This is a genomic window from Thermomonospora echinospora (assembly GCF_900108175.1).
Classification (GTDB): domain Bacteria; phylum Actinomycetota; class Actinomycetes; order Streptosporangiales; family Streptosporangiaceae; genus Thermomonospora; species Thermomonospora echinospora.
The window spans coordinates 1-22,959 of record NZ_FNVO01000040.1; the positions used below are offsets into that span (position 1 = coordinate 1).

A 22,959-nucleotide genomic window follows, 5' to 3' on the forward strand; every position below is an offset into this window, starting at 1 on the left:
ACTGCCGTGAGATCGTCGACAACGTCGTGGACATGGCGCACTTCTTCTACGTCCACTACTCGTTCCCGACGTACTTCAAGAACGTTTTCGAAGGGCACATCGCCAGCCAGTACATGAACGGCAGGTCCCGCCCGGACGTGGACCTGGGCACCCACTACTCGGGTGAGGAGCGGGTGAGCGTCTCGCAGGCCTCGTACTACGGCCCGTCCTACATGATCAACCCGATGAGGAGCACGGGCGGTCAGGGCACCCTGGAGAGCATCCTGATCAACTGCCACTATCCGGTCTCACCGACCAGCTTCGTGCTCCAGTGGGGCGTGATGGTCAAGCGGCCCGCCGGCGTGTCGATGCAGGAGGCCGAGCAGTACGCCCAGGGGTTCGCCGCCGGAGTGGAGAAGGGCTTCCTGCAGGACGTGCAGATCTGGCGGAACAAGGCCAAGATCGACAACCCGCTGCTGTGCGAGGAGGACGGCCCCGTCTACCAGCTCCGCCGCTGGTACGAGCAGTTCTACGTGGACGTCGAGGACGTCACCCCGCAGATGACCCAGCGGTTCGAGTGCGAGATCGACACCGAGCGGGCCAAGGAGTTCTGGCACAAACAGGTCGAGGAGAACCTCGCCGCCGGCCGCACCGTCGGCCTCGAACCCGAGACGACCCAGGCCAAGGACTGACACCACCCCCACAGGGCGGCGACCCGCGCCAGCGCCGCCTTGCGGGCGCCGTCCCCGACTGACCTCCCAGGAGACATCTGTGCAGTCCGTGGCCTGCCACCTGTGCGGCTCATGCGTGCTGGTGAAGAAGAACAACCTCGCGCACACCGAAGTCCAGTGGACGACCGACACGAACCAGTGCGTGGAACTGAACGAGCAAGCCGACCGCGGTGTCCAGCGCGGGACCGTTCCCACCTGCCTGCACCTGCGCGACAGCATCGAGGCGTCCGTGCGCAGCGGGCTGGTGCCGGTCCCCGACCTGGACACCCGGTACGAGGAGTGAACCGATTGAACGAGACCGGGCCCTGCACCGTGACGGTCCTCGATGTCGTCGAGGAGACCGCGGACGCCTGCTCGCTGGTGCTCGGCGTGCCCGGCGAACTGCGCGACGGGTTCGCCTATCGGCCCGGCCAGTTCCTCACCCTGCGGATACCCGGTGCCGGTGGTGCGGGACTGGCCCGCTGCTACTCGCTGTCCAGCGCACCCGGCGTCGATCCGCACCCGAAGATCACAGTGAAACGGGTGGCCGGGGGAGCCGGATCGAACTGGATCTGCGACAACGTCCGTCCCGGGCACACGATCGACGTGCTTCCGCCGGCCGGTCTGTTCACACCCGGGAGGCTGACCGGCGACCACCTGTTCTTCGCCGGCGGCAGCGGCATCACCCCGGTGATCTCCATCATCAAGGCCGTGCTGGCACAGCCCGAGGGCACCGCGGTGCTGTGCTACGCCAACCGTGACGAGTCGTCGGTGATCTTCGCCGCCGAGCTGCGCGACCTGGTGGCGCGTCACCCGCGGCGGCTACAGGTGATCCACTGGCTGGAGAGCGTGCAGGGCCTGCCGACGGCCGACGCGCTGGCCGCCCTCGCCGCCCCGCACGCCGACCGGGACGCCGCGTTCGTCTGCGGCCCGGAGCCGTTCATGGACGCCGTCGCGCAGGCGCTCCGCAGCGTCGGCATGCCGGGGGACAAAGTGGTCGTGGAACGTTTCCGGTCGCTGACCGGCGACCCGTTCGCCGACCCGGCCCCGCTCCCCGCCGAGACCGGCGACGTCACCGCGGTGCGGGTCACGGTGACCCTCGACGGCGACCGGCACTCGTTCCCCTGGCCGTCCCAGACCCCTCTCCTCGACCTGCTGCTGTCCAAGGGGATCAGGGCGCCGTTCTCCTGTCGGGAGGGGGCGTGCAGCGCCTGCGCCTGCCGGGTGACCGCAGGCGAGGTGAAGATGCTGCGCAACGACGTCCTGGAAGAGGAGGACCTCGCGGACGGCTGGGTGCTGGGCTGCCAGTCCGTGCCGGTCAGCGAGGACATCGAGGTCACCTACGACTGACGTTCCCCACGGAGGAAAACGCATGACGGCCACCGATGCGAACGCCGGGGCCGGGACCTCGGTCCGGCCGGCGATCGACCCTGCCGACTTCCGCGCCACGCTCAGCCGCTTCTGCTCGGGCGTCACCGTGCTGGCCGGTTTCGGCGAGGACGGTGCCCCCGTCGGCCTGACGTGCCAGTCCTTCACGTCGCTGTCGTTGACGCCGCCCCTGGTGCTGGTCTGCCCCGGCCGCAACTCGACGAGCTGGCCGCGGATCGGACGTTCCGGCCGGTTCTCCGTCAACGTCCTGGCACAGGACCAGCAGAACGTGTGCTCCGCCCTGGGCCGCTCCGGCCCGGACAAGTTCACCGGGGTGCGCTGGCGGCGCACCGACCGCGGTGCCCTGGTGATCGACGGGGCCATCGCCTGGATGGACTGAGACATCGAGGCCGTCCACGGCGGCCTCGCGGCTCTCCCAGAATCCATGACGCGCATAGTCCTCGAACGCCTCGTCGATCAGAGGCGTGAGAGTCAGCCCCGGGTGGACGGAGTTGACCCGGATGCGACGGGGACCGAACTCGACGGCGGCGCAGACCGTCAGCATCCGACCGGCCGCCTTGGAGACCGCGTAGCCGAGGTTCTTGTCCGACGGCATGAAGGACGACATCGACATGTTGTTGATGATCGAGCCGCCGCCGTGACGCTTGTCCATCTCGCCTCGCAGGGCGTCTCCTTCGTCCACCGCCAGATCGGTGGCGACGACACCTCTGACGCCCTCACGCAGGAACGCCTCGCATACCCCCACGCCGATGTTGCCGGAGCGACCCGCCCCGGTGACGATCGCCGTCTTGCCTTCCAAACGTCCCATTGCCCCTTCTGAGACCGAAGCATCAGCCGAATTCCCGCACACGCTGACCACCGTGTCGCCACTGGACGACACGGCCTAACCCTCGTGGACGGGCTGGTGGGCCGCGTGCTGTGCGGCGACGTAGCCGAAGGCGATGGCGGGGCCGATCGTGGCGCCGGCGTACTCGTTGCCCATCACCGACGCCGACACGTTGCCGGTGGCGTAGAGCCCTTCGATGGGGCTGCCGTCGGCGCGCAGGACGCGGGCGTGCTCGTCGGTGACCAGGCCGCCCTTGGTGCCGAGGTCGCCGGCCTCGATCCGGACGGCGTAGTACGGGCCGGATCCGATCTCGTCGAGGTTGGGGTTGGGCAGGGTCGGGTCGCCGTAGTAGTGGTCGTAGGCGCTGTCACCGCGGCCGAAGTCCTCGTCGCGGCCGTTGCGGGCGAACCGGTTGAACCGCTGCACCGTGGCCTGCAGCGCGTCCGCCGGAACTTTGATCCGGCGGGCCAGCTCGTCGAGGGTGCCGGCCTTGGTGACCGGCCCGCTGTCGTACCACGCGCGCGGGAACGGCTGCCCCGGCATGACGCCCGCGAACTGGTAGCGCTTGCGCGCCTTCGCGTCGAAGATCTCGTACGCGGGGATGTGGCCCCCTTCGAGCTGCGCGTGGACGAAGTTGACGTAGGGCGCCGCCTCGTTGGTGAAGCGTTCGCCCTTCTGGTCCACGATCACCATCGGCGGGATGCACCGTTCGGTGACCAGGGGGAAGATCCCGCCGTCGGGCAGCCTGATCGAGGGCATCCACCAGGCGTCGTCCATCAGGTCCAGCTCGGCGCCGGCCCGCCGGCCGATCCGGATGCCGTCGCCGACGTTGCTGCGCGCCCCGGCGCTGAAATCCTCCCGCCCGAGTTCGGGCAGGTGCTCCTTGCGCATCTCGGGGTCGTGGTCGAAACCGCCGGTGGCGATGACGACGCCGCGCCGCGCCCGGACCCGCAGGGGACGGCCGCCGCGCTCGACGACGGCGCCGGTCACCCGGCCGTCCTCGACGACCAGGTCGGTGATGGGAGAGTCCAGCCACAGCGGGATGCCGAGGTCCTTCATCGTCAGCCGCAGCCGGACGACGAGCGAGGCGCCCAGGGTCTTCATGTGGCGGCGCCGGACCAGGTTGCTCAGCACCCGCCAGGCCGCGACCCGCAGCATCCACTTGCCGGACCAGGTGCGCTTGAACATCATCAGCTGCCGGCCCTCGTAGCCGGTGAACCACAGTCCCAGCGGAGCCGGAAGGTCGGCCTTGAGCAGGAACTCCTCGTCCGCGCCGAGGAGCCTGGCGTCGATCGGCCGCGGCTCGACGGTGCGCCCGAGCGGCCGTCCACCCGGCTCCTCCGGGTGGTAGTCCGAGTAGCCGGGGCACCAGCTGAAGTCCATATGCCGGCTCACCCGGTGCAGCATCTCCATGGCCTTGGGGCCGTGCTCGACGTAGGCGTCCAGGCGGGCGGCGGGGACCCGGTCCCCGATGATCGCCTGGAGGTACCGGCGGACGTCCGCCGGATCGTCCTCGCGGCCGAGGGCCTTCAGCGTCGGGTTGTTGGGGATCCAGATCCCCCCGCCCGACAGGGCGGTGGAGCCGCCGTAGCGGGAGTCCTTCTCGACCACCAGCGCGGACAGCCCCGCGTCATGAGCGGCGATGGCGCCGGCCATCCCGCCGGCCCCGCTGCCGGCCACGAGGATGTCGACCTCGTGGTCCCAGCCCGGATCACTGGACGTCATGAGGGCCTCCGATGGAGATGGACGGGCGCGCCCGTGTGCGAAAGGAATGCGACGAGCCGGATGCGGCGATGCCGGAGACCACGGTCGGGCGGGGGCATCGCGAGGGGCGGGTTCGTCGCCGATTCTTCGCAGGGAGGCCGCTTCCTACGAGATGTTCTCCCAGTCACTGGAACACATCATCACTTGGAGTACGGCCAGCCGTCCCGATCGGCAGGACCCACGGATGAAGCAGACCCTGACAAAAGCTTCCCGCTCAGCGGGATGATCCTTGCGCTTGTCGGCGGAATCAGGTCAGAACCAGTCGGTCAGCCTGGGCCATGTGGCCCACGCGTCCAACGCCCCGGGCGGCCAGCCGCCGCCCCGGGACTCCTCAGAACCGCGGAGCCGGTTCCGTGACGACCGGGCGTTGGCCGCGCGCCACACCCGCTGCGCGGCCTGTTGCACCGCGGGAGTGAGCTGGGTGAAGTTCATCTGACCGATCGGCCCGCACACCGACAGGGCCGCCACGGCGGCGCCCGGGCCCCGGACGGCCGCGGCGACGCATCCGATGCCGCGCACCGCCTCCTCCCGGTCGAAGGCGGCTCCGCGCTCGCGCACCTGCTGCAACTCACTCAGGAGCCGGCCACGATTGGTGATCGTGAACCGCGTCCTCGCCTGGAGGCCGCCGTCGATCACCTTCTGGACGGCCTCGTCACCGGCATAGGCCAGCAGCGCCTTGCCCACCCCGGTGCAGTAGGCCGGGGCGCGCCCGCCCATCCGCGACGGCAGATCGGCGCCCGGCGGACCGCCGATCTTCTCCAGGTAGACGATCTCTGTGCCGTCCAGCACGGCCAGGTGCACCACGGTGCGACTAGAGGTGGCCAGCTGGTGCATGAAGGGGATCGCGGCGTCCCGGAGCCGGTTCTGCTGGAGCACCAGCGAGCCGAGTTCCAGCATGCGGATGCCGAGCCGGTAGTCGTTGCCCTCCCGGGTCAGCCAGCGAACGGCCACCAGCCGATCGAGGATGCGGTGTACGGAGGAGCGAGGTAGGCCGGTGCGCCGGACCACCTGAGAGAGCGACAGGTGGGCCGAGCCGTCGAAGGCGTCAAGGACGCGCACCACGCGGTCGATCATCGACGCCGGAGCGACGTCGCCTTTTTTCATCTGAACCATCCTATTCAGCGGGATATCCTCCGGCCGTCGGTCGCTGATCCAGCAGGGCGGCCGAGGTCGTCCGACCAGAAGGAGGCCACGGTGAGTGACCAGGTTCGCGATGCTGTTGCAGCAATTCTTCCCGATCTGCGGGACAGAGCGAACCAGGCGGACCGTGACCGGGCGATCCCGCGCGCGTCGATCGAGGAACTGACCGCGGCCGGCGTGTTCGGGATGTTCGTGCCGAGCCGGTACGGCGGGACGGAGTCCGACGTCCTCGCCTTCCTGGAGGTCGTCCGGGACGTCTCCGCCGCCTGTGGATCGACGGGCTGGCTGGTGGGCTGGTTCGGCGTGCACGCCTGGCATCTCGGGCTGTTCCCCGTCAGGGCCCAGGAGGACGTGTGGGGCGAGGATCGTGATGCGCTGCTGGCGGCCGCGTACGCGGCGACCGGGCACGTCGTCGAGGTCGAGGACGGGTACCGCCTGCAGGGGCGCTGGGGCTGGGCGACCGGATGCGAGCACGCGGACTGGGTGTTGCTCGGCGGCCTGCTCACCGCGCACGACGGCTCGCCGGCCGACCTGGTGACGTTCCTGGTGCCCGCCGGTGACCTGCGGATAGAGCGGAACTGGGACACCGTGGGCCTGCGCGCCACGGGAAGCCACGACCTCATCGCCGATGACGTCTTCGTCCCGGCGCACCGGACGCTGAGCTTCGCTCCCTGCCTGGAGGGCTGGGCGCCGGGCACGGAGGCCAATCCGGGCGTGCTGTACCGGTTGCCGCTGCCGTCGATGTTCGCCGCGGTGGTCGCCGCATCGGTGATCGGCATGGCGGAGGGGGCCTACGCCTCGTTGGTGGGGTGGCTGCGCACCCGGCTCGGCATGTCCTGGAGCGGCCTGTCGCTGGGCAGCGACGACTTCAGCAACGCCCGTCTGGCCGCGGCCAGCGCCGATGTCGATGCCTCGTGGCTGCAGTTGGTGCGCGACGTGCGGGAGATCGTGAACTGCGCCGGGGACAGCGGGCCGGTCCCGCTGTCGCTGCGCAGGCGGATCCGCCGCGACCAGGTCGTGGCGACCCAGCGGGCGGCCGCCGCGGTGGACCAGCTGTTCGAGCACTCCGGGGGAGAGGTGGTCCGGCTGGGCAACCCGGTGGAGCAGGCCTGGCGCAACATCCACACGACGCAGGCGCACGCCCTCAACGACCTGGACCGGACACTGGCGATGTACGGCGCCGGCGAACTGGCCGTCGACGCCCATCCCCCCATGGTCTGAGGCCGCCCGCGGCAGACGCGTCCCCTCATCCGTCGCCGAACCGTGCCAGCCCGGAACCGATCACCGGCGTGGCATCCTTGCAGACCTCGAACGCCGCGGTGCCGCCGGACACGTGCGCCTTCAGCTCCAGGACGTCTCCCGGGACGACCGGAGCGGTGAACCGGCAGCCGGCCTCACGCAGATCGGCCGGATGCGCGCCGATGGTGCGGGCCAAGACCAGCAGGCTCGTGGCCATCGTGCACAGGCCGTGCAGGATCGGGCGTTCCTGGCCGATTGCCCTGGCAGCGGCCGGGTCGATGTGGATCGCGTGCTGGTCGCCGCACAACCGGTAGAGCGCCGCCTGCTCGGTGAACGTCTCCACCGTCGTGGTGCGGGATGCGGTCCACTCTGCGGCACGGCGTCCGCTCGGGCCTCGTTCCCCGCCGAAACCACCGGCGCCCGGAGCGAAGATGGACCACCGGGCGACGAAGCATTCGCTGTCGACCCGGACCTCGAAGACGGCGGCCGAGCCCTTGTCCCACACCGCCTCCACACAGGCCGACATCGTCAGTTCGCCGCGCGGCGGCAGGGGAGCGAGGACCTCCAGGTGCTGGGCGCCGTGCAGGCCGCGGGCCGTGTCGAACGCACCGGCACCGCCGAGCGCGTCCGGGCCCCACTGCGCGAGGGTCAGACCGAACGTTGGCAGCGGCCGTAGCCGTTCCTCGTAGACGAGGTCGAGTTCGGTGGCCCTGGCTCCGACGGCCAGCGCGTACAGGATCGCGTCCCGTTCCGTCCAGGTGACGGTGCGTTCCCCCAGGAAGCGGCCGATCCAGTCGCCCGCGTTCTTCGGCTCCATCACGACATCCGCTCCAGGATCAGTGCCATGCCCTGGCCGCCGGCGGCGCACATGGTGACGGCGCCAACCTGCCCGTCACACCGCCGCAGCCCGTTGACAAGGGTGGTGGTCAGGCGGGCGCCGGTCATGCCGAACGGGTGCCCGAGCGCGATCGCGCCACCGTGCACGTTGACCCGCTCCAGATCCAGGCCGAGGTCGTCGCACACGGGGAGCACCTGCGCGGCGAACGCCTCGTTGATCTCGACCAGGTCCAGGTCGGACACGCTCATGCCGGCGTGGGCGAGCGCCCGGGTCATGGCCTCCGTCGGGCCGAGACCCATGATCTCCGGGGACAGGGCCGACACTCCGGTGGAGACGATCCTGGCCAGCGGTGTCAGCTCTAGGTCGCGGGCCCGCTCGCCGGACATGACGACGAGTGCAGCGGCACCGTCGTTCAACGGGCAGCAGTTGGCCGCGGTGACGGTCCCGTCGGGGCGGAAGACCGGGGCGAGCGCCGACACCGCTTCGAGGGTCACCCCGGGGCGGGGACAATCGTCGCGGGCGACGACCGTCCCGTCCGGCAGGGTGACCGGCGTGATGTCGACCTCGAAGAACCCGTCGGCGATGGCCTTCTCGGCGAGGTTCTGGCTTCGGGCGCCGAACTCGTCCTGCCGCTCGCGGCTCACTCCCCGAAGCCGCGCGACGTTCTCCGCCGTCTGCCCCATGGCGATGTAGGGATCGGGCAGTCCGCCGTCCTCACGCGGATCCTTCCACGGCGGCGCTCCCGCGGTGGAACGGGCCTGAGTCCTGGCTTCGGCCTCGGTGTATCTGGGGTTGTGGGTGTCCTCCATCCCGTCCGCCTTGCCCTTGCCGAACCGGGAGACGCATTCCACCCCGGCGGAGACGAACGCATGGCCCTCGCCCGCCTTGATCGCGTGCAGCGCCATCCGGGTGGTCTGCACGCTCGAGGCGCAGTACCGCTGCACCACCGTGCCCGGGACGCCGTCGAGACCGGCCCCGACGGCGGCCTGCCGCGCGATGTTGTATCCCTGCTCGCCCGCGGGCTGGGCGCAGCCGACCATGATGTCGTCGATGGACGCCGGATCCAGCGCCGGTACCTGCGCGAGGGCGGCGGCGAGCATCTGGCCCAGCAGGTCGTCGGCGCGCATGTCCTTCAGGGAGCCCTTGAACGCCCGGCCGATCGGCGAGCGGGCCATGGCGACGATGACGGCGTCGGGCATGACTACCTCCACGGTGAATGTCGATCCTGTACCGGCGGAACGGGTCACCCGGCGCCGTAGACCGGCTCGGGGGCCGGGGACTTGCGGATGAGGTCGCGCACGGCCGCGCCCACGTCGGCGGCGGCCCACCGGCGGCCGAGGTCGACGGCCGGACCGTGCCGCCAGCCGTCCTCGACGCAGATCCGGCCGCCCTCGACCTCGATCACCCGGCCGGTCACGTCCGCGGAGTCCTCGCTGGCCAGCCAGGCGACGACCGGTGAGACGTTGTCGGGGGCCATGGCGTCGAAGCCGGAGTCCGGCACCGCCATCTTCTCGGCGAACGCCCCTTCGGTCATCCGGGTTCGCGCCGAGGGGGCCAGGGCGTTGACGGTCACGCCGTAGCGGGCCAGTTCCTCCGCGGCCACCAGGGTGAGGGCCGCGATGCCCGCCTTGGCCGCGCTGTACGTCGCCTGCCCCAAGCTGCCCTGCAGACCGGCCCCGGAAGAGGTGTTGATGACGCGCGCCCGCCGGGCCCGGCCGGCCTTGGATTCCGCGCGCCAGTACGCCGCCGCGTGCCGCAGCGGTGCGAAGTGCCCCTTGAGGTGCACCCGGACGACGGCGTCCCATTCCTCCTCCGAGGTGTTGACCAGCATCCGGTCCCGGAGGAATCCGGCGTTGTTGACCAGCGCGTCCAGCCCGCCGAACGTGTCGATCGCCTGCTGGACGAGCCGTCGCGCGCCCCCGAAGTCGGCGACGTCGTCGCCATTGGCGACCGCCTCGCCGCCCATGGCCCGGATCGCCTCGACGACCTCGTGGGCGGGGCCGGTGGACCGTCCGGCGCCGTCGAGGCCGGCTCCCAGGTCGTTGACGACCACCCGGGCGCCCTGGCGGGCCAGTTCGAGCGCGTGCGCGCGCCCCAGCCCGCGTCCGGCGCCGGTGACGATGACGATCCGTCCCGCGCAGATTTCGTTCACGCCTGCTCCTCGTCGTGGTGCGCGCCCGCGGCCCCGTTGCCGTTCGCGGGGCCCGGGCGCCGGGGGTGTTAGGCTACCTAACAAATATTTGGTCAACAACCACCTCTTGGTGGTCGGCGCCGGTGAAGGGCAGGACATGGGCATCACTTCGGTCGCACAGGACGGCATCCGTGTCATCACGATGGACTTCCCGCCGGTCAACGCGCTGCCGGTGGCGGGATGGCGGGATCTGGCCGACGCCGTGGAGGAGGCCGGCCGGGCCCCGGACACGAGGGCCGTCGTGCTCCGGGCCGAGGGGCGAGGCTTCAACGCCGGGGTCGACATCAAGGAGCTGCAGCGGACCCCGGGCTTCGAGGCCCTCCTCGGGGTCAACCGCGGGTGCTACGCGGCGTTCAAGGCGATCTACGAGTGCGCCGTCCCGGTCGTCGCCGCGGTGCAGGGCTTCTGCCTCGGCGGCGGCGTCGGCCTGGTCGGCAACTCCGACACCATCGTGGCCAGCGAGGACGCCTACTTCGGCGTGCCCGAGGTCGACCGCGGTGCGCTCGGCGCCGCGACGCACCTGGCCCGGCTGGTCCCCGTCCACCTGCTGCGCACCCTCTACTACACCAGCCGCACCATCCCCGCCCGCCAGCTCCTGCAGTACGGGTCGGTCCTCGAGGTGGTGCCCCGGGACCGGCTCGACGACGCGGCCATGACGGTGGCCGGGGAGATCGCGGCCAAGGACACCACGGTGATCCGCGCCGCCAAGGAGGCGCTGAACGGCATCGACCCGGTCGACGTCCACCGCTCCTACCGCTTTGAGCAGGGGTTCACGTTCGAGCTCAGCCTCTCCGGCGTCGCGGACCGGCATCGGGACGCTTTCGTCGCCACGGGCCGGCCCCTGTCCGGTGACCAGGTGAAAGCCTGATGGGGAGCCGGACCGCGCCGCCCGGGATCTCTTGACGGTGTGATCTGGCTCATCTAGTCTCCCCGCTCTAACAAGCGTTTGTTTGTAGACACGTGTGTCGATCGTCCGGGCGGAGGACTGGGAGATGATGCAACGTTTCGTGACGGCGGCCATGGCGGCCGCGAGTGCGGCGGCGCTTCTCGCGGGGTGCGGGAGCGGGGAGACCGGCGGTGGTGCGGACGGGCCCTACCGGGTGCTGATGACGGCCGGTCTCAGCACCCAGGGGGCGCTGGCGGGCAACGCCGCCACCTCGGTGCTCTCGGTCAGGGCGAGCGTCGCGCAGGTCAACAGGGCCGGCGGGGTCGCGGGCCGCAAGGTCGAGCTCACCGTGGTCGACGACGAGGGCAACCCCACCACCGCCCTTACCAAGATCCGCCAGGCGATCGCTGCGCAGCGGCCCGACGCCGTCGTCAACGCAGGCCCCTCCACGGTGGCGGCCGCGACCCTGCCCGTGCTCAAGCAGTACAAGATCCTGTCGTTCAACATCGCCCCGACCGAGGACTCGGCGAACCCGGCGGTCAACCCGCTCAACTTCGACATGACCGGCAACCCGGAGGACTACATCCGCGGTTTCATCCCCCACCTGAAGGAGAAGGGTTACCGGTCGGCCGGGATCGTCCACGGCAGCACGGCCACCGGCGTGACGTTCGCCGAGCAGATGGAGCCCGCCCTCAAGGCGGCGGGCATCACCGTCGTGGGCAACCAGGAGTACGACTCCGCCGCCCTCGACATGACCCCGCAACTCCAGGCGCTGCAGTCGAAGAACCCGGACGTGCTCGTCATGGACGGCTACGGCGCGCCGGTCGGCCACCTCCTCAAGGGCGTGGAGAAGCTCGGCTGGAACGTGCCGATCGTCGCCAACAACTCGGTCAGCGCCACCGGCCTGATCTCCACGCCGCCGCCCACCGGGGTCCTCGGGACGCCGCAGGTGCGGAACCTGGTCACGCAGGTCTACCGGAGCACCGTGCACGACCCCGCCGACCGGGCCGTCAACGAGGTGGTGGCGGCCATGGCCGCGCTCGGGAAGATCGAGTCCACGCTCATCATGGCGACCAACTACGACGTCCTGCCCCTCATCGCCGCCGCGGCCGCCAAGGTCGGCCATGCCGGCGACCCGCAGGCGCTCGCCAAGGCGCTGGAGGATCCCCAGGTCCAGGCGAGCGCCAAGGTGGTCATCATCAGGCGCTACAACTTCCGGCCGGACTCCCACGGGCCCAACCTCGCCGCCGACGACCTGGCGTTCGTCGCTCCGTCGCCGCTCAAGAACGGCCAGTTCCAGTGATGCCACGGGCCGGCGCGCCGACGAACGGCGGTGAGAGGCCATGACGATCATCTGGGGCGGGCTCGCGCTCGGTGCGGTCTACGCGCTGGTCGCCGTCGGCTACAACATCGTCTTCATCTCGTCGAAGACGTTCAACTTCGCCCAAGCGCAGCTGATGATGGTGGGGACGTTCGTGGCCCACACCGGCCTGGTGACGCTCCGCCTTCCGGTGGCCCTGGTGGTCCTGATGGCCACGGCCGCGGTCATGGCCGTCGCGGCGGTCGAGGAGCGGCTGGCGATCCGGCCGGTCGGCGATCCGGAGGCGGTGCTGGTCACCACCCTCGGCGCTGCGGTGCTGCTCAACGGACTGACCCAGCTGGTGTGGGGCGGCCAGCCGCTGACGGTGCCGTTCTTCGGCGGCGACCAGGTCCTGGAACTGCTCGGCGGCCGGGTCTATCCGGTGGAGATCGCCCTGGTCGTCGTCGCCGTGGCTCTGGTCGTGCTGTTCACCTGGTTCAGCCGCCGCTTCGTCACCGGCCTGGCGCTGCTGGCCATGGCCGAGGACCGCGAGGCGGCGATGCTGCGCGGGATCGACGTTCGCCGGCTGGCCTTCTGGACGTTCGCTGCGTCGGGCGCGCTCGCCGGCCTGCTCGGGGTCTTCGTCGGCCCCAAGACCTTCGCGGTCGCCACACTGGGCGCCTCCCTCGCGCTCAAGGGCTTCGTCGTGGTGGCCATCGGCGGGTTCGGCTCGATGCCGGGCACGCTCGTCGGAGGGCTGGTCGTCGGTCTGGTGGAGGCGCTGGCCGCACGCCATCTGGGCAGCGAGTACGCCTCGATCTCCGTCTTCGCCGTGCTCATCGCCATTCTGCTGGTCCGGCCGTCGGGGCTGTTCGTCCGCACGCGGGAAAGGGCGGTGTGACGATGGCCCTCTGGCGGCGGCTGCGCGCCCTCCCCACCTGGATCCTCCCCGTCGCCCTCGGCGCCGTGCTGCTGATGCTCCCGGTGCTCGGGCTCGACTTCTCGGCGTCCCGGCAGATCCAGCTGGCCTGCATCCTGGCCCTCCTGGTGAGCGGGCTGAACCTCAGCCTCGGCTACGCCGGGGAACTGGCGCTCGGCCAGGCGGCGATGTACGCCGCCGGCGCCTACACCGCCGGGATGCTCTCGGCCGCGGGCCACACCGACATCGCCGTGCAGCTCGCCGCGTCGGGCCTGGTGGTCCTGGCGGTGGGACTGCTCACCGGTGTGGCGGGGCTGCGGCTCGGAAGCTGGTCACTGGCGATGACGTCGTTCTTCCTCGTGCTGCTCGTGCCCGACGTGCTCGCCGTCTTCGCCGGCCGCACCGGGGGCCGGAACGGGCTGAGCGGCATCCTGGGGCCGACCCTGTTCGGCCGGCCCCTGGACCCCACCGGGTTCTACCTCGTCATCGGTGTGGTCTTGGTGGCCTGGTTCGCGGTGATGCGGAACATCGTGGTGTCCAGGCACGGCGTGGCGCTGCGGGTCCTCAAGCAGAGCCCGGTCCTGGCGTCGTCCATGGGGATCTCGGCCTTCCGTATGAAACTGCTGGCGTACGCGCTCGGCGCCATCCCGGCGGGACTGGCCGGAGCCCTCTTCGCCAACCTCGACCTGTACGTCTCGCCCGAGGCGTTCGGCTTCACCCTCGCCACGACCGTCCTGGCCGCCTCCATCCTCGGCGGGACGACCAGCGTCTACGGTGCGCTGGCCGGGGCGGCCGTCATGCAGTTCGGGCCGAGCCAGTCCTCGCGGTTCCAGGAGTTCGCCCTGGTCTTCACCGGCGTCTTCCTGATCGTCGGCGGCGTCCTGGTCCGGGGCGGCCTGGCCGACCTGGCCCGCAAGGCCGTCACCCGTCTCGATCGGGCCGCCGGCCTGACGCCGCAGCCGGCGTCCGGTACCGAGGGGACGGCGGACATCCCGCCGATCAAGGGGGCGACGCTCGCCGTCGAGGACGTCTCCAAGGCGTTCGGCGGCAACCGGGCGCTGGACGGGGTGAACTTCCGGGCCGCGCCGGGCCGGGTCACCGCGCTGATCGGCCCGAACGGCTCAGGCAAGACCACGCTGCTCAACATGGTCTGCGGCTTCTACCGCACCGACTCCGGCCGCATCCTGCTCGACGGCGAGCGGCTGGAGGGCGCGACGCCGCACCGGGTGGCGCGGGCGGGCGTCGCCCGGACCTTCCAAACGCCCAGCATCCCGGACGGCGTGACGGTCCTCGAAGCGGTCGCCGCCGGCCGCTACTCCACCGACCGGGCGTCCGTCCTGTCCGCGGTCCTGCGGCTACCCGGCTTCCGCCGGGTCCGCCGCGCCGACCGGGAGGAGGCCGAACGCATGCTCGCGCTCGTCGGCATGGGTCATCTGCGCGGCGAGCGGGCGTCGGCGCTGCCGCTCGGCATGCGGCGGCTGCTGGAGGTGGCGCGGTCTCTCATCGCCGCCCCGGGTGTGCTGCTGCTGGACGAGGCGGCCTCGGGCCTGGACGAGGACGAGGTCGACCGGCTGGCGGAGCTGATCCGCCGGATCCGTGCGGCGGGCGGGACGGTCGTGCTGGTCGAGCACAACTTCCGGCTCGTCCTGGACCTTGCCGACGACATCGTCGTCCTCGCGCACGGACAGGTCATCGCCCAGGGCCCGCCGGCGGAGATCGAGACGAACCCGCGGGTGCTCGGCGAGTACCTCGGCGCCGCACAGGAGGTGGCATGACAGCCCCGCTATCACCCGAGCCCGTGCTGCGGGTCCGCAACCTGGCCACCGGGTACGGCGACCTGCGGGTGGTGTGGGACGTGAGCCTGGACGTGCGGCCCGGCGAGCTGACCGTGCTCCTCGGCCGCAACGGGGCGGGCAAGACCAGCACGCTGCGCGCCGTCGCGGGCCTGAACAAGGCGTCCGCCGGATCGGTGGAACTGGCCGGCGCCGACGTGACCAGGACCCCCGCGCACCGGCGGGTACGTCAGGGACTGGCGTACGTGCAGGAGGGCAAGCGGGTCTTCCACCGGCAGACGGTCGAACAGAACCTCGTCGTCGGCGGGTACACGCGTGGCATGAGCCGGTCGGCGCTGCGGGCCGAGGCCGAGGGGATCTACGAGATCTTCCCCGTGCTGGGCGACAAGAGGAACGTGCTCGCCGGCGACATGTCCGGCGGGCAGCAGCAGATGCTGGCCATCGGCCAGGCGCTGATGGCCGCGCCGAAGGTTCTGCTCCTGGACGAGCCTTCCGGCGGCCTCGCGCCGGTCATCGTGGGACAGGTCATGGAGCAGGTGGCGCGGCTCAGGGAGCACGGCATCGGCGTGCTGCTGGTGGAGCAGGCGCTGGAGGCGTCGATCCGGGTCGCGGACCACATCGTCGTGCTCGACATGGGCCGGGTGCTCGTCAGCGTCCGCAAGGACGACCTCGACGACATCGCCACCCTGCGCGAGGCCTACTTCGGCAGGCGCGCCGGGCACGAGCCGTTGCGGTCGTCGCCGGACGACCGGTGAGAAAGGGACCGGAGAATTGGCGCTGAAGATCGACCTGACCGATCACGTCGTCCTGGTGACGGGAGGCACCCGGGGTGTGGGGGCGGGCATCGCCCGCACGTTCCTGGAGGCCGGTGCCGCCGTCGAGATCTGCGGCCGCACCGCTCCCGGCCCGGCCCCGGCCGTCCCCCGCTTCAGCCAGGTCGACGTGCGGGACGAGGACCAGGTCCGCCACTGGGTGGACGAGGTGGCCGGACGGCACGGCAGGATCGACGTGGTGGTGAACAACGCCGGGGGAGCCCCCTTCACCGGCTTCGCGGACGCCTCCCCCCGCTTCCACCGCAGGATCACCGACCTGAACTTCCTGTCGGCGGTGTTCGTCGCGCAGGCGGCCTACCCGGTCATGAGCGCGCAGGACGCCGGGGGAGTGGTCCTGAACATTACCTCCATCAGCGCGCGCCGCCCCAGTCCCGGGACGGTGGTGTACGGCGCGGCCAAGGCCGCCCTGGAGAGCCTCACCCGCAGCCTCGCCGTGGAATGGGCGCCGCGGATCCGGGTCAACGCCGTCAGCTCCGGCCTGGTCGAGACCGAGGGGTCGGCGGACCACTACGGCGGCCCCGAGCAGGTGGCGCGCGTGGCCGCGACCATTCCGCGCGGGGTGTTCGCCAAGCCCGCCGACATCGGCGCGGCCTGCGCGCTGCTGGCGTCGCCGCTCGCCGCCCACATCACCGGCGCCATCCTCAACGTGGACGGCGGCGGTGAGTGGCCGGCGTTCCTCCAGCACGCCCCGGGCACCGAAAAGCTCCCCGGAACGGCACCCTGAAGACCCGGCAGGGCCGGGTGCGGGCCTCAGCCGTGCGAGGCCCGCACCCGCAGTTCCGTCTTGAGGATCTTGCCGCTGGCGTTGCGCGGCAGGACCTCCACGAACACCACCTCGCGGGGTGTCTTGAAGCCGGCCAGCCGCGCCCGGCAGTGCGCGATGAGGGCGTCGGCGTCGGCCATGGCGCCGGGACGGGCCACCACATAGGCCGTCGCGACCGACCCCATCCGGGGGTCCGGTCTGGCCACCACGGCCGCCTCGGAGACGTCGGGATGTGCGGCCAGGACGTTCTCCACCTCGGCCGGATAGACGTTGAACCCGCCGACCGTGAACATGTCCTTGAGCCGGTCGGTGATCTTCAGGCAGCCGTGCTCGTCGAGACGGCCCACGTCGCCGGTGTGCAGCCAGCCGGCGGGGTCGATGACGGCCCGGGTGGCCTCCTCGTCCTCGAAGTAGCCGAGCATCACGTTGCGGCCGCGGACCAGGATCTCGCCGTCCTCGCCGGGCGGCGCGTCTGCGCCGTCGATGACGCTCACCAGGCGCAGTTCCACCCCGTCGACCGCCGGACCGGTCGTCTCCGCGACATGGCGCGGATCCTCGTCCGGCCGGGACCGCGAGACCATCATGCACTCGGTCAGCCCGTACGCCTGGGCCACCTGGTCGAACCCCAGCTCCTCCCGCATCCGGCTGAAGAGCGTTTCGGGGACGGTGGCCGCGCCGGCGGTGGCGAAGCGCAGCGACGACAGGTCGTGCTCCTTGAGGCGGGGATGGTCCAGCAGCGAGACGAACAGGGTCGGTGTCCCGGGCATGACGGTGATGCGCTCCCGCTCGATCAGCTCCAGCAGCCGGTCGGCGTCGAACACCGGCACCGGATGGACGGCCGCGCCCGCGGTGAACGAGGTGATCACACCGGCCTTGTAGCCGAACCCGTGAAAGAAGGGATTGACCACTGCATAGCGGTCCTCCGGGGTCAGGCCCGCGCCCCTGGCCCAGATACGGGCGACGTCGACCGTCTGGCGGTGGGCGCTCATGACGCCTTTCGGCCGGCCGGTCGTGCCCGACGTGAACAGGATGTCGCACACGTCGTCGGGGCTCACCCGATCGGCCGCCGCCCGGGCGGCGGCCGCCGGAAGCTCCTCCGCACGGGCCAGGAACGCCTCCCACGGCAGCGTGCCCGCCGGCTCCGGCCCGGCGGGCACGTTGACGAGGGCGCTCAGGTGCGGCAGGCCGGGCACGGGGCCTGCCGTCTGCTGTCCGCCGGGTTCGGCCGCCGCCGCCCGGAGCATGCCGACGAGGTCCAGGCCCAGGAAACCGTTCGAGGTGACCAGCACGGAGGAGCGCGACCTGGCCAGGATCTGCGCCGCCTCGTGTCCCCGGTACCGGGTGTTCATCGGGACGACGACGGCGCCCATGGACTGGGCGCCGAGCATCGCCACGATGAACTCGTACCGGTTCGGCATCCAGATCGCGACCCGGTCCCCGGGCCGCGTGCCGAGCGCCAGATACGCGCGGGCGGCGCGTTCCACGAGCCCGGCGAGATCCCGGTAGCGCAGCCGCACGTCCCCGTCCACGACGGCGAGACGCGCACCATGGTCGCGCACGGCCTCGCGCAGCATGCCGGGGATGGTCATCGATGGCCCTGAGGCGTTCATGTCACTCCAAGGAGTGGGACGGTTCGGCGCTCGGCCGATCGTGCGCCACACTGGATGGATACGTCAAACAAACAATTGGTCAAGGTGAGGGAGACACGCATGGCGGTGGCCAGGGCGCGCAAGAGGGCGCCGAAGAAGGAGACGGTCAAGGCCGATGGCGTCGACCGGCGCGCGCGCCTGCTGGAGGTCGCGGCCGAACTCTTCGCCACCCAAGGGTACGCCGAGACGACGATGCGCGACATCGCCGACAAGTCGGGGATCCTGGCCGGGAGCATCTACCACCACTTCAGCTCCAAGGAGGCCATGCTCGACGAGATCCTCCGCGACTTCCTCACCCGGCTGTACGAGCAGTTCTCGGCCATCGAGCAGGAGGGTGACAACCCCCGCGAGGCCCTCAGCAAACTGGTCCGCGTCTCCTTCTCCTGGATCCACGACTCCCCGCACGCGGTGGCCGTCTACCAGAACGAGACCGACAACCTGGTGCGCCAGGAGGCGTTCTCCTACGTCGCGGACTACAGCCTGAAGATCGAGGAGGTCTGGCTCCGGGTGCTCACCAGGGGCCAGACGTCCGGGGTCTTCCGGCCCGACCTCGACGTCAAGGTGTCCTACCTGTTCGTCCGTGACGCCATCTGGTCCGCGGTGCGCTGGTACCGCCCCGGGGGGCAGCTCAAGCCCGAGACCGTGGCCGGCCAATTCCTCGCCCTTCTTCACGGCGGCCTGTTCTAGGGCGTCCGCCGCCCCCGGTCAGCCGGCCACCTCGCGGGAACGCAGCGACTTCGGATCGATGACCTCGCGGATCAGCCGCAGCTCCTCGGGGGTCGGCGTGCGGGTCTCGGTCGCGTCCGTCCCGTCGATGGGGAACCCGGTCTGCTGCTGGACCTGCTCGACGGTGACGCCCGGATGGACCGACTTGATGCGCAGGTGGCCCTCGGGGTCGTAGTCCAGGACGGCGAGGTCGGTGATGACGACGCCCAGGTCGTGGAACCGCTGGGCCGTGCTTCCGCCTGCCCGCGCCCGGTCGTTGCCGACGCCGGAGACGATGTCGACGCGCTCCACGAAGACCTTGGGGGAATGGCCGGGTACCCAGTAGTCCGTCCGGTGGTTGACGGTGTTGCCCGGCGCGCCGCGGACCCCGATGAGCTGCCGCTTGGGGCGCCGCCAGTCACCGATGGCGGAGATGTTCTGGTTGCCGTACCGGTCGATCTGGCTCGCGCCCATCATGCTCTGCCGTCTGCCGGACTGCAGCACGTCGAAGATGCTCCGGAACGGCACCCACGCCTCGATCACCCCGCCGTCCGCCGCCGTCCCTCCCAGCGGCGGGGGCTCGCTCATGAAGAACGCCTCCCCGTCGGACAGCACGAGGTCGGGGGAGTGGGTGAGGCGGGCCAGCCGGGCGCTGACGGCCGGAACGATCCCGACGGCGTGCGCCAGCACCTCGCCCGCGCCGCGCCAGGATTCGGACGCGGCGACGATGCACACTTCGGCCCTGGTGAACTCCACGGTCACACACTCCTCACGTCGGTGCCGGACTGGGCGGCCTGCCGGCCGGCGACGGCGGCGTGGTACCCGCTCTCGTCGCCGCGCAGGTACGTCTCCTCGAAGCGCCGCCAGGCGCCGGGATCCTTCGCGGCTGCGGCGTACTCCTTCTGGAAGGTCTCGTCACGGTCATAGTCGGGGACGCAGGACGTGAAGTGGGCGCCCTGCGGCGCCTCGATCACGCCGGTGACGTACATGCGCCTGACGAGCAGGGACTGGACGGGAGCGTCCTTGAGCAGCCGGTCGGTCGGAACGATCTCCTCGCAGCTGAGGTAGCAGCGGTCGGCCGCCATCGCGTAGAGGTCGTCGAAGTAGGGGTCGGGCCCGAGGTACTGCCCGTTGCCCGCGGCGTCCGCCCGGTTGAGGTGGATCAGCGCGACGTCCATCCGCAGCGCGGGCATCGCGACGTACTCCTCGTCGTCGTAGGGCGAGGCGACGGTGCGCAGGCTGGGGTTCATGGTCAGGACGTCAGAGGCCAGGCCGGCCCGCGTGGGCAGGAACGACAGCCGCTGTGCCGCCGCCTGAAGCCCGGCCACGAACATGCCCTCGTCGTACTCGGCGGTCTCGATCGCGCCGTTCTGGCGGGCCGCGCGGAAGTGCGGGTCCAGGGCGATGCTGTCCAGTGAGACGAAGCCGTAGACCAGCCTGCGCACCTTCCCGGCTGCGCACAGCAGCCCGACGTCGGGCCCGCCCAGACTGACCACCGTGAGGTCCCGCACGTCCGTGCGCAGCAGCGCACGCACCAGCGCCATGGGTTTACGGCGCGAGCCCCAGCCACCGATGCCGATGGTCATCCCCGACTCGATCGTCGCGGCGAAGTCCTCCAGGGACATCGTCTTGTCGCTCAATGAGGTCACTCCTCCTCGGTGACGGGCGCCCTTGCCGGGGCGCGCCGCCTCCCGCATACTCGTCGGACAGTAGTTAAACAAACATTTGTTAGAGAGGGAAGAGTGCAGTGACCCAGCAGGCCAGCACAGCGGATCCGGCTTCCGGCGGGACGCGGCCGGAAGGCGCGCGGCACCCCGCGCTAAGGACCCGGGCGACGGAGTTGTTCGGTGTCGAGTATCCGATCGTCCAGACCGGCATGGGGTACGTCTCGGACGCCGGCCTGACCGCGGCCACCGCCAACGCGGGAGGGCTCGGCATCCTCAGCGCGGGGCTGCTGTCCTACGAGGAATTGGCGCAGGCCATCGACACCGTGCAGTCGCTCACCGACCGGCCGTTCGGCGTCAACATCCGCGCCGACCAGCCCGATGTGGTCAAGCGCGTCGACCTGCTGATCCGCAGGAAGGTGAAGGTCGCCTCGTTCGCCCTGGCGCCGCGCGAGGACCTGATCAAGCGGTGCAAGGACGGCGGGCTGGTCGTCATGCCGTCCACCGGCGCGCGCCGGCACGTCGAGAAGGTGGCGGCCTGGGGCGCCGACGCGGTCATCGTCCAGGGCGGTGAGGGCGGCGGGCACACCGGCCAGATTCCGACCAGCCTGCTGTTGCCTCAGGCCCGGGACGCGGCCGACATCGTCGTCCTGGGCGCCGGCGGTTTCTTCGACGGGCGCGGTCTGGTGGCGGCGCTGGCCTACGGCGCCGACGGCATCGCGATGGGCACCCGCTTCCTGTTGACGTCGGACTCGCCGGTGGCGCAGGCGGTCAAGGAGGAGTACCTGACCAAGTCCGTCGACGACACGGTCCTCACCCGGCAGATCGACGGTGTTCCCCAGCGGGTGGTCCGCGGGCGCACCATCGACCAGCTCGAACGCGGCTCCGCCCTCGGGCGCCTGTTGCGGGCGGTCCGCAACGCCGTCGCCTTCCAGAAGATGTCGGGCACCCCGTGGAGCGACATCGTCCGCGAGGGCCTGGCCATGAAGAAGCGGCACGACCTGAGCTGGAGCCAGGTCGTGATGGCGGCGAACGCCCCCATGCTGTACCGCACCGCGCTGCTGGACGGCCGCCCCGACATCGGGGTCATGGCCACCGGACAGGTCGTCGGCCTGATCGACGACCTGCCGAGCTGCCGGGAGCTGATCTCCCGGATCGTCGCCGAGGCCACCGAGATCCTGGAGCGCCTCGAACACGGCGGACGCTAGGGCACCGTTCGGGGCGGCCAAGGCCGCCCCGAACGGTCAGCGGGCGGCCAGGCGCAGGTGCCCCAGCAGCCGTCTGCGCTGCTCGTGCGGCTGCCCGAAGAGCTGGGACGTGGCGTGCGCCCGCTTGAACAGCAGGTGTGCGTCGTGCTCCCAGGTGATGGCGATGCCGCCGTGCAACTGGACGGTCTCCGCGGCGACCGCGTTGAGCGCGTCGGAGCACCACGCCTTCGCCGTCGCCGCGCGCTCCCGGAGGTTCGCCGAACCCTGGGCGGCCGACCAGGCCGCCGCCCAGGACAGGGTGCGGGACGTCTCCACGTGCACCAGCATGTCGGCCATCCGGTGCTTGAGCGCCTGGAAGGAGCCGATCGGGCGGCCGAACTGCACCCGCTCCTTGGCGTACGCCACCGTCATGTCCAGGCCGCGCTGGGCCGCCCCCACCTGAAGCGCGGTGACGGCGACGGCGGCCACGTCGTACAGCTCGCCGAGCAGGCCGGCGGCGCCCTCGCAGAGCAGCCGCCCGGGAGCCGAGTCCAGGTCGATCCGGGCGAACCGCAGTGTGATGTCCAGGCCCGTCATGGGCTCGCGGTGGACTCCCTCCGCGGCGGAATCGACCTCGTACAGCTCGACCGTGCCCGCGTCCCGTACGGCCACGACCAGCAGAACGTCGGCGGTCGTGCCGTCGAGCACCAGGTGCGCCGACCCGGTCAGCCGCGCCTCTCCCGCCCCGGCGTCCGTGGCCCGCACGTCGGAACGGTCGAGGTGCCAGCGCCCGTCGGCCGAGGCCCAGGCGAGTGCGGCCAGCGTCGTTCCGGCCGCGATGCCGGGCAGCAGCCGTGCGCAGGCGTCGGCGTTCCCCGACCGCAGGAGCGCCTGCGCCCCCAGCACTCCAGAGCCCAGGAGCGGCGAGGGGGTCAGCGCGTACCCGAGCCTCTCCAGGACCACGTGCGTCTCGAACAGGGAGAACCCCGCGCCGCCGTACTCCTCCGGGACGGCCAGTGCCGCCGCCCCGATCTGCTCGCAGAGCGTCGACCACAGCGCGGTGTCGTAACCGGGCGCGCTCTGCGCCGCCCGGCGGACTGACTCGCTGTCGCCGCGCCGCTCCAGCAGGGCTCGGACGGTGGCGTCGAGTTCGGTCTGTTCCTCGCTCAGCGCGAAGTGCACGG

The 22,959-nt window shown here is 71.2% G+C and carries 21 protein-coding genes and 2 pseudogenes; 13 read left to right on the top strand and 10 right to left on the bottom strand.

The annotated features are described in order from the left end of the window. The 4 genes and pseudogenes from C4U03_RS40870 to C4U03_RS41540 all read left to right on the top strand — a co-directional run. Window positions 1-671 (top strand): annotated as a pseudogene (locus C4U03_RS40870) (3-ketosteroid-9-alpha-hydroxylase); the annotation flags it as partial. A 79-nt stretch (window positions 672-750) separates the two neighbouring features. Then, on the top strand, window positions 751-993 hold the full coding sequence (locus tag C4U03_RS42335; RefSeq protein WP_235018378.1) for a hypothetical protein: 243 nt from the start codon (window positions 751-753) through the stop codon (window positions 991-993). A gap of 5 nt (window positions 994-998) precedes the next feature. Continuing rightward, a complete protein-coding gene (locus tag C4U03_RS38145) occupies window positions 999-2,039 on the top strand; it encodes a ferredoxin--NADP reductase (RefSeq protein WP_103944675.1) in 1,041 nt (346 codons plus the stop codon). 22 nt (window positions 2,040-2,061) lie between these two features. Further along, complete coding sequence (locus tag C4U03_RS41540) at window positions 2,062-2,457, top strand: flavin reductase family protein (RefSeq protein WP_200827757.1); 396 nt, start codon at window positions 2,062-2,064, stop codon at window positions 2,455-2,457. Between the two features lie 69 nt (window positions 2,458-2,526). Here the strand turns inward: C4U03_RS41540 and C4U03_RS42915 are convergent. The 3 genes and pseudogenes from C4U03_RS42915 to C4U03_RS38160 form a co-directional block, all read right to left on the bottom strand. Then, window positions 2,527-2,886 (bottom strand): annotated as a pseudogene (locus C4U03_RS42915) (SDR family NAD(P)-dependent oxidoreductase); the annotation flags it as partial. 75 nt (window positions 2,887-2,961) lie between these two features. Further along, window positions 2,962-4,629 carry an FAD-binding protein gene (locus C4U03_RS38155; protein WP_103944677.1) on the bottom strand — a complete coding sequence of 556 codons (1,668 nt, stop codon included), beginning with the start codon at window positions 4,627-4,629 and terminating at the stop codon, window positions 2,962-2,964. A gap of 291 nt (window positions 4,630-4,920) precedes the next feature. After that, window positions 4,921-5,772 (bottom strand): IclR family transcriptional regulator, encoded by an 852-nt coding sequence (locus C4U03_RS38160; protein WP_160147239.1) that lies wholly within the window; start codon window positions 5,770-5,772, stop codon window positions 4,921-4,923. Between the two features lie 90 nt (window positions 5,773-5,862). Here C4U03_RS38160 and hsaA point away from each other — a divergent pair, with 90 nt between their 5' ends. After that, window positions 5,863-7,029, top strand: coding sequence for a 3-hydroxy-9,10-secoandrosta-1,3,5(10)-triene-9,17-dione monooxygenase oxygenase subunit (hsaA, locus tag C4U03_RS38170; protein ID WP_146087688.1), 1,167 nt, complete (start codon window positions 5,863-5,865; stop codon window positions 7,027-7,029). A 25-nt stretch (window positions 7,030-7,054) separates the two neighbouring features. Here hsaA and C4U03_RS38175 read toward each other — a convergent pair whose 3' ends face one another. Genes C4U03_RS38175 through C4U03_RS38185 form a run of 3 tightly spaced genes read right to left on the bottom strand, consistent with a single transcriptional unit; the run spans window position 7,055 to window position 10,037 of the window. Continuing rightward, window positions 7,055-7,864 (bottom strand): MaoC/PaaZ C-terminal domain-containing protein, encoded by an 810-nt coding sequence (locus tag C4U03_RS38175; RefSeq protein ID WP_103944679.1) that lies wholly within the window; start codon window positions 7,862-7,864, stop codon window positions 7,055-7,057. Further along, the gene (locus tag C4U03_RS38180; RefSeq protein ID WP_103944680.1) at window positions 7,864-9,084 is read right to left on the bottom strand and encodes an acetyl-CoA C-acetyltransferase; all 1,221 of its coding nucleotides are present in this window, start codon (window positions 9,082-9,084) and stop codon (window positions 7,864-7,866) included. The genes C4U03_RS38175 and C4U03_RS38180 overlap by 1 nt, the downstream gene beginning before the upstream one ends. A 44-nt stretch (window positions 9,085-9,128) precedes the next feature. Continuing rightward, window positions 9,129-10,037, bottom strand: coding sequence for an SDR family oxidoreductase (locus C4U03_RS38185; protein WP_103944681.1), 909 nt, complete (start codon window positions 10,035-10,037; stop codon window positions 9,129-9,131). A gap of 136 nt (window positions 10,038-10,173) precedes the next feature. Between C4U03_RS38185 and C4U03_RS38190 the strand changes: the two genes are divergently transcribed. The 6 genes from C4U03_RS38190 to C4U03_RS38215 all read left to right on the top strand — a co-directional run bounded on the left by C4U03_RS38190 (window position 10,174) and on the right by C4U03_RS38215 (window position 16,531). After that, complete coding sequence (locus C4U03_RS38190; protein WP_103944702.1) at window positions 10,174-10,944, top strand: enoyl-CoA hydratase family protein; 771 nt, start codon at window positions 10,174-10,176, stop codon at window positions 10,942-10,944. Window positions 10,945-11,068: 124 nt separating this feature from the next. Further along, window positions 11,069-12,265 carry an ABC transporter substrate-binding protein gene (locus C4U03_RS38195; RefSeq protein ID WP_103944703.1) on the top strand — a complete coding sequence of 399 codons (1,197 nt, stop codon included), beginning with the start codon at window positions 11,069-11,071 and terminating at the stop codon, window positions 12,263-12,265. A gap of 40 nt (window positions 12,266-12,305) precedes the next feature. Beyond that, entirely contained in the window at window positions 12,306-13,163 is an 858-nt protein-coding gene (locus C4U03_RS38200; RefSeq protein ID WP_103944682.1) for a branched-chain amino acid ABC transporter permease, read from the top strand. A 2-nt stretch (window positions 13,164-13,165) separates the two neighbouring features. After that, window positions 13,166-14,956 (top strand): branched-chain amino acid ABC transporter ATP-binding protein/permease, encoded by a 1,791-nt coding sequence (locus tag C4U03_RS38205; protein ID WP_103944683.1) that lies wholly within the window; start codon window positions 13,166-13,168, stop codon window positions 14,954-14,956. Then, window positions 14,953-15,729 (top strand): ABC transporter ATP-binding protein, encoded by a 777-nt coding sequence (locus C4U03_RS38210; RefSeq protein WP_103944684.1) that lies wholly within the window; start codon window positions 14,953-14,955, stop codon window positions 15,727-15,729. The genes C4U03_RS38205 and C4U03_RS38210 overlap by 4 nt, the downstream gene beginning before the upstream one ends. 16 nt (window positions 15,730-15,745) lie before the next feature. Beyond that, the gene (locus C4U03_RS38215; RefSeq protein ID WP_103944685.1) at window positions 15,746-16,531 is read left to right on the top strand and encodes an SDR family oxidoreductase; all 786 of its coding nucleotides are present in this window, start codon (window positions 15,746-15,748) and stop codon (window positions 16,529-16,531) included. 26 nt (window positions 16,532-16,557) lie between these two features. On the opposite strand, the gene C4U03_RS38220 is transcribed toward C4U03_RS38215, so the two are convergent. Continuing rightward, window positions 16,558-18,159 (bottom strand): AMP-binding protein, encoded by a 1,602-nt coding sequence (locus C4U03_RS38220; protein WP_103944686.1) that lies wholly within the window; start codon window positions 18,157-18,159, stop codon window positions 16,558-16,560. A gap of 120 nt (window positions 18,160-18,279) precedes the next feature. Between C4U03_RS38220 and C4U03_RS38225 the strand changes: the two genes are divergently transcribed. Then, window positions 18,280-18,906 (top strand): TetR/AcrR family transcriptional regulator, encoded by a 627-nt coding sequence (locus C4U03_RS38225; protein WP_103944687.1) that lies wholly within the window; start codon window positions 18,280-18,282, stop codon window positions 18,904-18,906. An 18-nt stretch (window positions 18,907-18,924) separates the two neighbouring features. Here C4U03_RS38225 and C4U03_RS38230 read toward each other — a convergent pair whose 3' ends face one another. Further along, window positions 18,925-19,680 (bottom strand): CoA-transferase subunit beta, encoded by a 756-nt coding sequence (locus tag C4U03_RS38230; RefSeq protein WP_235018379.1) that lies wholly within the window; start codon window positions 19,678-19,680, stop codon window positions 18,925-18,927. A gap of 2 nt (window positions 19,681-19,682) precedes the next feature. Further along, window positions 19,683-20,549, bottom strand: coding sequence for a CoA transferase subunit A (locus tag C4U03_RS38235; protein WP_103944704.1), 867 nt, complete (start codon window positions 20,547-20,549; stop codon window positions 19,683-19,685). A 122-nt stretch (window positions 20,550-20,671) separates the two neighbouring features. Between C4U03_RS38235 and C4U03_RS38240 the strand changes: the two genes are divergently transcribed. Then, window positions 20,672-21,796: an NAD(P)H-dependent flavin oxidoreductase gene (locus C4U03_RS38240; protein WP_103944689.1), complete on the top strand. Its 1,125-nt coding sequence runs from the start codon at window positions 20,672-20,674 to the stop codon at window positions 21,794-21,796. Between the two features lie 36 nt (window positions 21,797-21,832). Here C4U03_RS38240 and C4U03_RS38245 read toward each other — a convergent pair whose 3' ends face one another. Beyond that, window positions 21,833-22,957: an acyl-CoA dehydrogenase family protein gene (locus tag C4U03_RS38245; RefSeq protein ID WP_103944690.1), complete on the bottom strand. Its 1,125-nt coding sequence runs from the start codon at window positions 22,955-22,957 to the stop codon at window positions 21,833-21,835. Window positions 22,958-22,959: the final 2 nt, after the last annotated feature.

Bases quoted from the DNA above. Each gene is read 5' to 3' on its own strand.
- C4U03_RS41540 (WP_200827757.1), top strand. From the start codon at position 2,062: ATGACGGCCACCGATGCGAACGCCGGGGCCGGGACCTCGGTCCGGCCG.
- C4U03_RS38155 (WP_103944677.1), bottom strand. From the start codon at position 4,629: ATGACGTCCAGTGATCCGGGCTGGGACCACGAGGTCGACATCCTCGTG.
- C4U03_RS38160 (WP_160147239.1), bottom strand. From the start codon at position 5,772: ATGAAAAAAGGCGACGTCGCTCCGGCGTCGATGATCGACCGCGTGGTG.
- C4U03_RS38175 (WP_103944679.1), bottom strand. From the start codon at position 7,864: ATGGAGCCGAAGAACGCGGGCGACTGGATCGGCCGCTTCCTGGGGGAA.
- C4U03_RS38180 (WP_103944680.1), bottom strand. From the start codon at position 9,084: ATGCCCGACGCCGTCATCGTCGCCATGGCCCGCTCGCCGATCGGCCGG.
- C4U03_RS38190 (WP_103944702.1), top strand. From the start codon at position 10,174: ATGGGCATCACTTCGGTCGCACAGGACGGCATCCGTGTCATCACGATG.
- C4U03_RS38195 (WP_103944703.1), top strand. From the start codon at position 11,069: ATGATGCAACGTTTCGTGACGGCGGCCATGGCGGCCGCGAGTGCGGCG.
- C4U03_RS38200 (WP_103944682.1), top strand. From the start codon at position 12,306: ATGACGATCATCTGGGGCGGGCTCGCGCTCGGTGCGGTCTACGCGCTG.
- C4U03_RS38205 (WP_103944683.1), top strand. From the start codon at position 13,166: ATGGCCCTCTGGCGGCGGCTGCGCGCCCTCCCCACCTGGATCCTCCCC.
- C4U03_RS38210 (WP_103944684.1), top strand. From the start codon at position 14,953: ATGACAGCCCCGCTATCACCCGAGCCCGTGCTGCGGGTCCGCAACCTG.
- C4U03_RS38220 (WP_103944686.1), bottom strand. From the start codon at position 18,159: ATGACCATCCCCGGCATGCTGCGCGAGGCCGTGCGCGACCATGGTGCG.
- C4U03_RS38225 (WP_103944687.1), top strand. From the start codon at position 18,280: ATGGCGGTGGCCAGGGCGCGCAAGAGGGCGCCGAAGAAGGAGACGGTC.
- C4U03_RS38235 (WP_103944704.1), bottom strand. From the start codon at position 20,549: ATGTCCCTGGAGGACTTCGCCGCGACGATCGAGTCGGGGATGACCATC.